This window comes from Methylibium sp. (assembly GCF_013817365.1).
In the GTDB taxonomy this organism is placed as follows: domain Bacteria; phylum Pseudomonadota; class Gammaproteobacteria; order Burkholderiales; family Burkholderiaceae_C; genus Methylibium.
The window spans coordinates 1-8,637 of the sequence record NZ_JACDCU010000144.1; the positions used below are offsets into that span (position 1 = coordinate 1).

Below are 8,637 nucleotides of genomic sequence, written 5' to 3' on the forward strand. Positions count from 1 at the left end.
GTACAACGCGACGAACCGCACAGCGACGCTGACACCGAGCGCCGCGCTGGCCGTGTCATCGACCTATACCGCCACCGTCAGGGGAGGAGCGAGCGATCCGCGGATCAAAGATCCGGCCGGCAATGCGCTGGCCGCCAACCTTACATGGACCTTCACCACGGCCGCGGCTGGCGGCGGTGGCGGCGGCGCGGGCTGCACGGCGCCACCCAATCCGGTGGTTGCCGAGAACTGTCTGGCCGGCAATCCGGCCAGCGAGTGGGACGTTACCGGGGTCGGCGACCCGAGCATCCAGGGCTACGCGACGCAGATCAGCGTCAACCGTGGAAGCACCGTTTCGTTCAAGGTCGACACCAGCGCGGCAGCCTACCGCTTCGACATCTATCGCTTGGGTTACTACGCAGGGTCGGGCGCCCGAAAGGTGGCGACGGCGCTACCGACGGCGACCCTGCCGCAAGTTCAGCCCGCCTGCCTGGACGCCGTCGCGACCGGGCTGGTCGACTGTGGCAACTGGGCCATCTCGGGTTCATGGGCCGTCCCCGCAAATGCCGTTTCTGGAATCTATCTGGCGCGAGTCGTGCGGGCGGACACCGGTGGCGCCAGCCACATCGTCTTCATCGTCCGCAACGATTCGAGCACCTCGGAGCTCGTGTTCAAGACCGCCGACTCCACCTGGCAGGCCTACAACGACTACGGAGGCAACAGCCTGTATGTCGGCGCGCCGGTCGGGCGTGCGTACAAGGTCAGTTACAACCGCCCCTTCAACACGCGGGGTAGTTCGTATCAGCGCGCTTGGCTGTTCGGGGCCGAGTATCCGATGGTGAGGTGGATCGAGGCGAACGGGTACGACGTCTCTTACGTCGCGACGCCTGATGTTGCCCGCTCCGGATCGTTGCTGCTCAATCACAAGGCGTTTCTCTCCGTCGGACACGACGAGTACTGGTCGAATGCCGAACGTGCGAGTGTGGAAGCTGCGCGCGGCGCAGGCGTGCACCTGGCGTTCTTCAGCGGCAACGAAATGTTCTGGAAAACACGCTGGGAGAACAGCATCGATGGCGCTGCCGTGCCGTATCGAACCCTCGTCACCTACAAGGAAACGCACGACAACGCGAAGATCGACCCCGACCCGAGTTGGACAGGAACGTGGCGCGATCCGAGGTTCTCGCCGCCTGCGGATGGCGGGCGACCCGAGAACGCTGTCACCGGCACGATCTTCAAGGTCAACTGCTGTGAGGGCTTGAACGGCGCGGGCATCGTCGTGCCCTCGGCGGAAGGCAAGTTGCGTTTCTGGCGGAACACGAGCGTAGCTTCGCTCGGTGCGGGCCAGTCCGCGACGCTCGCAGCGGGCACGCTCGGCTACGAGTGGGACGAGGATCTCGACAACGGCTTCCGTCCACCCGGGCTGATTCGGATGTCGTCGACGACGCTCAGCGGCGTCCTCGTGGCCCAGAACTACGGGTCGACATTCACCTTGGGAAGTGCGACCCACCGCCTCACGCTCTATCGCCACGCCAGCGGCGCGCTCGTGTTCGGTGCTGGCACGATACGCTGGTCTTGGGGGTTGGACGTGAATCACGATGCCGATTCGGCCACGCCCAACGTTGCGGACACACCGGACGTGCGCATGCAGCAGGCAACGGTGAATCTGTTCGCCGACATGGGTGTCCAGCCGAGGACCATGCAGCTCGGCTTGGTCGCAGCGGCGGCATCGACCGATGTGAGCGCTCCGGTTTCGACGATCACTTCACCGGCGGCCGGCGGTTCCGTTCCGCGGGGAAGCGTCACGACGATCAGCGGCACGGCAAGCGACTCGGGCGGCGGCCTGGTCGGCGGCGTGGAAGTGTCCGTCGATGGTGGCTCGACTTGGCATCCGGCCAACGGGCGCGCCAACTGGAGCTACAACTGGATTCCATCATCTGCAGGCTCGGTGACCATCAGGACGCGGGCGGCCGATGACAGTGGCAATCTCGAAACACCGTCGGCCGGTATCGCGGTGACGGTCTTGCCCACCACCCAAACCTGCCCCTGCACGATCTGGTCGCCGTTGGCCGAGCCGGCTATTGCCAGCTTTGCAGAAGCATTGCCCGTGAATCTCGGTGTGAAGTTCAGGGCCGAGCAGAATGGCTTCATCGCGGGTATCCGCTTCTACAAAGGAGCCGCCAACACAGGCACCCATGTCGGTACCCTGTGGTCCAGCGACGGCACGCCGCTCGCGACCGCCACCTTCACCAGCGAGACCGCTTCGGGCTGGCAGCAGGTCAACTTTGCCTCGCCGGTCGCGGTGACCGCGGACACCGTCTACGTCGCCTCGTATTTCGCGCCCAACGGCGGTTTCGCGGCCGACTACAGCTACTTCGCCGCTTCAGGCGTCGATAACCCGCCCCTGCAAGCACTGCAAGACGGGGTAAGCGGCGGCAACGGCGTGTTTGCCTATGCGGCTGCCACGGCATTCCCGACCCTGACCTCCCAGTCGACCAACTACTGGGTCGACGTCGTGTTCACGACCACCGGCGGATCCGCGTCCGACATCACCCCTCCGGCGGTGTCTGCGGTCACGCCCGCGAGCGGGGCGACCGGGGTCAGCACAACCTCGGTGATCACCGCCACGTTCAGCGAGAACCTCGATCCGACGACGGTCAACGCGAGCACCTTCGAACTGCGTGACGCAGCAGGCGCGTTGGTCGCCGCCGAGGTGACCTACAACGCGACGACGCGTGTTGCGACGCTGACGCCGAGCGCTGCCCTGGCCGCATCGACGAACTTCACCGCCACGGTCAAGGGCGGGTCGGCAGACCCGCGCGTAAAGGACTCGGCCGGAAACGCTTTGGCCGCCAGCAGGGTCTGGTCGTTCTCCACCGCGGCAGCCGACACCACGGCGCCTTCGGTGACAGCGACATCGCCTGCCAATGGCGCCAGCGGCGTGGGAGCAGCGGCCAACGTCACTGCGACGTTCAGCGAGGCCATGGACGCATCGACGATCGGTACGAGCACCTTCGAATTGCGCGATCCCGCCAATGCGCTGGTGGCGGCGACAGTTTCTTTCAATGCCTCCACGCGCTTGGCCACGCTCGATCCAACAACGACGCTCCCCGCGGGAACCTACACCGCAACCTTGAAAGGCGGGTCAAGCAATCCGACCGTCAAGGATGCAGCAGGCAATCCGCTCCCTGCCGACGTCACTTGGTCGTTCGCCGTCGCAGCCGCAGGAGACACGATGCCGCCTACCGTAACGGCAACCGTCCCCAGCAGCGGTGCGACGGGGGTGAGCAGAACGAACAACCTGCAGGTCACCTTCAGCGAGGGTCTGGATTCGGCGACTGTCAACACGAGCACCTTCGAGCTGCGCGATCCGTCCAACACGCTGGTGCCGATGGCGGTGACCTATAGCGCGACCAACCGTCGGGCGACGCTGAACCCGACACCAACCCTCGCCCCGCTGACGACCTACACCGTTACCGTCAAGGGAGGCGCGACTGACCCGCGCGTCAAGGATCTCGCCGGCAATGCGCTCGTCGCCACGCTGACCTGGTCGTTCACGACGCAGCCCGATACCACCCCGCCCACCGTCAGCGCGGTCTCTCCGGTCAACGGGGCCGTCTTCGTCAGCCGGACCGTCAACATTACGGCCACCTTCAGCGAAGCGATAGACGCCACGACCATCAGCACGAACACCTTCGAGTTGCGCGATCCAGCCAACACCCTGGTGCCGGCCTCAGTGACGTACAACGCGACGAATCGCAGGGCGACCCTGAATCCTGCACCCACTCTCGCCGCTGGCAGCACGTACACGGTGATTGTCAAAGGCGGCGCGACCGACCCGCGCGTGAAGGACGTGGCTGGAAATGCATTGGCCGCGAACAGAACCTGGTCATTCAGTACATCGCAATGACCGACACCGCAAGGTTGAACTCATGAAGTCCCTCGACATCGACGCGCACACAGAATCGGTGATGGCGCGTGGCTACACCGTGATACCCGGGCAGGTGAGTGCCAGCGAGATCGCATCGCTGAATGCGGCCGCCGATCGTGCGTTGGAGAAGTTCTCGCGCGTCGTTGCGGCCGGCATCAAGCCGACGCACACGCAACTCAATCCCTACGTCCGTTCGGCACGCTGCTTCTACACCTGGGACGCATCGAGCCGCGAGTTGCTGGGGCATGACACCATCCATGCATTGGCGCAGGCCGTGCTTGGCAGGCCGAGGCTTTGGGACATGACTGTTCTGGAAGCACTGCCGATGCCAACCGAGGCCGAACTGGGGCCCTTCAATTGGCACCGCGATTTTTCGGCGTCCTGCAAGGACGAGCGTCATGGCTATCTGTGGATATTCACCTGTCTGACCGATGTGACTAAGAACAACGGTGCGACTTGGGTGATCCCGGGAAGTCATCGCGACACCTCCCTCGTGCCCCCGAGCCAGACGAATGTCAGCGGTGCCAAACCCTCCAACGCAGTGCAACTCACGGCCCAGGCGGGCGACATTGTCGCGATCAACCCGGCCATGTTCCACTGCGTGGGAGAGAACCGCACAGGCAGCGGACGGCGCCTGGCTCTTGTCGGGATGTGTCGAATGGATCGCCCGCCGCTGCTCGACCATTGGTCCATTGCGGGGCCCGCGTTGCAAAAGCAGCTGCCCGACCGTGTCCGCAAGCTTTTGCGAGCCACTTATGGAGCCGCGGACGCGAGCTTTGACGTGCTGCCCGATGGTTGGACGGTCGCGAAAAGCAGTGGCGTCGAGCGGGCGTTCCGGCGAGTCTGGCGGCGCGCAGGTGCTGTCCTGTCGAAACCGGGCCGGGTCTTGCGTCTGGGCGGCGGCGCGACCCATCCATAGGCGCTGCTGACACGGCTGCATCGGCGCTCTATCGGGAGAATCGGGTGCTCGGCAAGCTCCCCGGCGGGATGCGCGACCGGAATACTGCTAGACAAGCGGGTTGGCGGTAACGCCGGCCCAGGGGCACCATTCCAGCGGGTTATCGGGGCTGACATCGGCGCGCACGCGGATGCGCTTGGCCTCGCCCAGGAACATCACATGGGTGCCCAGCAAAATCTCACCCGTCACTTCGCAGTCGAAATGAATGGGCGCTTCCCTGATGACCGGACCATAGTCGGATGGGCCGATGGTGAAGCCGCTGTTGTTGACCTTGTGCTGATCGTTGGCCAAGGAGTTGTTCCCCGCATACTTGATTCCGTCCACGACCGACGAGCTGATGTAGGGAACACTGCAGCCGAAACGCCCCGACTTGCGGATCAATTCCAACGACTTTCGCGCCGCGTAACGCTCGTTGATGCTGGCGTACGAAACGCAGGGCGCGATCGTGAAGGGCTGGCGACTGACCACGGTGGTCGATCCGCAAGGCATCAGGTTCGGCGTGCCGTCCTCCGCCCATGTCGTGATCAATCCGCAGCTAGACGGAAAGAAACACGGCCAGCGCGCTCGGTCGTTATCAACCTCGATCTGGTCTTCAGGCAGCGGCGGAAGGTGTTTGACAGCCATCCCGTCGGCCAACTCATCGAATTCGAAGGCGATGGTGTCGGCCGCCGGGAAGCTGTACTCCGGGTTGTATCCCTTTTGGTACCTGGCATCCGCCTCGCCGCGAACGGGGCGATCGACCGGGGCCGTATTGTTCAGCGCGGACCACGCCGGTAACGCGCGCCACCGAATCTGGCCGCGTCCTGTAGCGATGTCGTGTTGCAACTGAATCGCGTTGATCTCCAGAAAATAGATGCGATGGGATCCGACGTCGACCCATGGCGAGTCGTAGATCCTGCGTCCTTCGAAATCCTTCTGTGGACGGACCAGCTTCGCTTCGTACACCAGATAGGCTGGAGCCAGGATCGGCGCATTGTTCGTGACTCCCGATCGGGCGCGCAGACCGCAGGCTTCTATTCTCTGTGAGGTCAAGCTGTCCGGCGAAGACGCTATCGCGCCCAGCGCGTCATCGAGGTCTTTGCCCGGCGCCAAGAACTGCAAGGACGCCACGCCGCCTTGCTCGAGAATGTCCATGAACGTCGCTCGCGGATGGTGCCGCGACGACAGCGATTGCCGGCAAATGCTCAGCGCAACCACGTACGGGAATCGATTCACGATCGACGCGCCGACCTCGCGCTCCATTGCGCTGCGCTTGCCGTCTGTCGTCGTGACGATGCAAATCGGCGCAGGGAAAAATGCGGGCCAACGACTGTCCAGCGCGATGTCTTCCTTGCGTTCCGGCAGTTCTCGGTGGTAGTACTCACCAGCGGTATCGATGCGCCAGGCGGAATCGCTGCCCAACGGGGCCGGTGGCCACAGATGCCTGTAGGGCTGGAGCTGTTCCAGCAGACCGGCTGGCGGGTGCAGTGCGTCGGTTCGGGCGTTCATTTCTCACCTCGAGGTGTCAAGCAGAGGGATGCGAAAAGCAAGACAAGGGGCGTGCCGGGTTGCCGACAACGGTAGAACCCGCCTCGACGTCCTTGACGACAACCGCGCCCATTCCGATGACTGCGCCGTCGCCGATTTCTATGTGTTGGCGTATGACCGAGCCGCTTCCTATGTAGCAGTTGCTGCCGACCTTGACGCCGCCACTGATGATGGCGCCAGCGGCGACTGTCGTGCGACCGGCCAGGGTCGTGTCGTGACCGATGATGCAACCCGGTCCGATGGAAACCTGATCGCCGATTGTCACGTTGCCTGCCACGGACGCTCCATGGTGCATGACCACACCGTGTGCGAAGCGCGCGCGCCGAGAAACGGAGGCGTCCGGGTGAAACACGTTGGTGAAATCGGTACTTCTCAAGCCGGTGCTAGCGATTATTTCATGCAGACGGCGAGATGTGCTTTCATTCCAGATCGAGGAAATGAACGAGCAACCGGCGGCGAATTCGGTCGCTTTGGCGAGCGGGCCGAGAATCGGCATTCCCAAATAGTCGGTGCCGACCTCTCGACGGTCATCGAGAAGGCCAACGACGGCCCATGTCGGCGCTGTCTTGTTGATGGCTTCGACCGTGTCGAGCAGGTCGTAGGCGTTGCCGCCGGCGCCCAGTATCACGAGTCGCTGCAGCACGTCTTGCTTCTCGCGTCGTGCGCGCGCAGCGCGGGGCAATGCCGGCGATGACTCGACCGCGCCACCTCACAAGGCCTCGACACGATCCCGCGTGTCGGCCACGCCCGATGCCAGATTCCTGACCGCGCGCGCAACCTCTTCGCACTGATCCTGAGTCAGCTCCGCGAACATCGGCAGCGAGAGGACTTCCTTGGCGGCCCGCTCCGAGTGCGGGAACTGGCCTTCGCGGTAGCCAAGATCGGCAAAAGCCGGCAGAAGATGGATCGGCGTCGGGTAGTGAATCCCTGTCTGTATGCCTTGCGCGAGCAGCGCTTCCTGCCAGGCCTGCCTGTGAGCGGTGCGGATGGCGTAGATGTGATAGACGTGCCGGTTGTAGGGCATGGCCTTGGGCGTGGCTATGCCGCTGTCGCTCAGCAGCCGGTCGTAATGTGCCGCCGCCCCTCGACGTGCTTCGGTCCATGCTTCCAGGCGGCGCAGCTTGACGCGGAGCACGGCACCCTGGATGCCTTCCAGGCGGAAGTTGTAGCCCTTGAGGACATGGTGGTACTTCTTCTCGGCGCCCCAGTCGCGCAGCATGCGGATCGTGCGCGCGTAGTCGGGGTTGTCGGTGACGACCATGCCGCCTTCACCATAGGCGCCCAGGTTCTTGCCGGGATAGAAGCTGAAGCAGCTCATGTCGCCCATGCTGCCGGCGCGCCGCCCCTTGTATTCGGCGCCGTGCGCCTGGCAGGCATCTTCGATGACGAGCAGACCGTGCCGTTTGGCGACTTCGAGTATCGGGTCCATGTCGGCCGGCTGACCGTACAAATGCACCGGGATGATCGCCTTGGTCTTATCGGTGATCGCCGCCTCCAGCGCCTTTGCGTCCATCGTAAAGCTGACCGGATCGATGTCCACGAACACAGGTTTGGCGCCCGTGTAGTCGATGGCCGACACCGTCGCCATGAAGGTGAAGGGCACGGTGATGACCTCGTCGCCGCGGCCGACGCCGGCGGCCAGCAGCGCCAAGTGCAAGGCGCTCGTGCCGGTGTTCACGCCGATGCCCTGCTTGGCCTGGCAATAGGCGGCGAACTCCTGTTCGAAGGCCAGCACTTCGCTGCCGAGCGTGAACTGGCAACTGTCCAGGACGCCCTGGATGGCCGCGTTCACCTCTTCCTTGACGCTTTGATACTGCGCCTTGAGATCGACAAAAGGAATCACGACGTTTTCTCCCGAGATTGGATGTGGACTGTTTCTCCCCTGCGGCGCATCGACTGGCTGGCCGCCTCGATGAGCTCAACGACCCTCAGACCGAGATGCCCGTCTGTTTTGGGCACCTGCTTGTTGACGATGCAATCGACGAAGTGCTTGCCTTCGACCAGTAAGGCCTCGGTCACTGCCAGCCGCGGTGCCCACATGTCGCCGGTGCGATAGCCGACGCGCATCTCCTGAATCTTTTGCGGATCGTCGGTGAAGCTCACGCCCTTGTCGTAGACCTTGATCTTCTCGCTCGGCTCGAGGTCGTCGTAGGTGATCATCTTTTTGCTGCCACCGACCAGGATTTGCCGCACCTTGACCGGAGCGAGCCAGCTCACGTTTGCGTGAGCGATCGTTCCGGACTCG

At 63.8% G+C, this 8,637-nt stretch carries 5 protein-coding genes and 1 pseudogene; 2 read left to right on the top strand and 4 right to left on the bottom strand.

Annotation, left to right across the window (positions count from 1 at the left end; genetic code table 11):
- Both H0W38_RS10525 and H0W38_RS10530 read left to right on the top strand, forming a co-directional pair.
- Positions 1-3,886, top strand: a 3,886-nt coding sequence (locus H0W38_RS10525; RefSeq protein WP_292453648.1) for a N,N-dimethylformamidase beta subunit family domain-containing protein, incomplete at its 5' end; no start/stop codon positions are given.
- Positions 3,887-3,908: 22 nt separating this feature from the next.
- Complete coding sequence (locus tag H0W38_RS10530; protein WP_292453650.1) at positions 3,909-4,826, top strand: phytanoyl-CoA dioxygenase family protein; 918 nt, start codon at positions 3,909-3,911, stop codon at positions 4,824-4,826.
- 87 nt (positions 4,827-4,913) lie between these two features.
- On the opposite strand, the gene H0W38_RS10535 is transcribed toward H0W38_RS10530, so the two are convergent.
- The 4 genes and pseudogenes from H0W38_RS10535 to H0W38_RS10550 all read right to left on the bottom strand — a co-directional run.
- Entirely contained in the window at positions 4,914-6,353 is a 1,440-nt protein-coding gene (locus tag H0W38_RS10535; RefSeq protein WP_292453653.1) for a flavin reductase, read from the bottom strand.
- A 16-nt stretch (positions 6,354-6,369) separates the two neighbouring features.
- Entirely contained in the window at positions 6,370-7,035 is a 666-nt protein-coding gene (locus tag H0W38_RS10540) for a NeuD/PglB/VioB family sugar acetyltransferase (RefSeq protein WP_292453655.1), read from the bottom strand.
- Between the two features lie 66 nt (positions 7,036-7,101).
- Positions 7,102-8,235, bottom strand: a complete 1,134-nt coding sequence (locus tag H0W38_RS10545) for a DegT/DnrJ/EryC1/StrS aminotransferase family protein (protein ID WP_292453657.1) — start codon at positions 8,233-8,235, stop codon at positions 7,102-7,104.
- Positions 8,232-8,637, bottom strand: a pseudogene (locus H0W38_RS10550) (gfo/Idh/MocA family oxidoreductase); the annotation flags it as partial. The pseudogene H0W38_RS10550 and the gene H0W38_RS10545, both read right to left, overlap by 4 nt.

Excerpts from the sequence above, each read along its gene's own strand:
- H0W38_RS10530 (WP_292453650.1), top strand. The coding sequence starts at position 3,909 with ATGAAGTCCCTCGACATCGACGCGCACACAGAATCGGTGATGGCGCGT.
- H0W38_RS10535 (WP_292453653.1), bottom strand. The coding sequence starts at position 6,353 with ATGAACGCCCGAACCGACGCACTGCACCCGCCAGCCGGTCTGCTGGAA.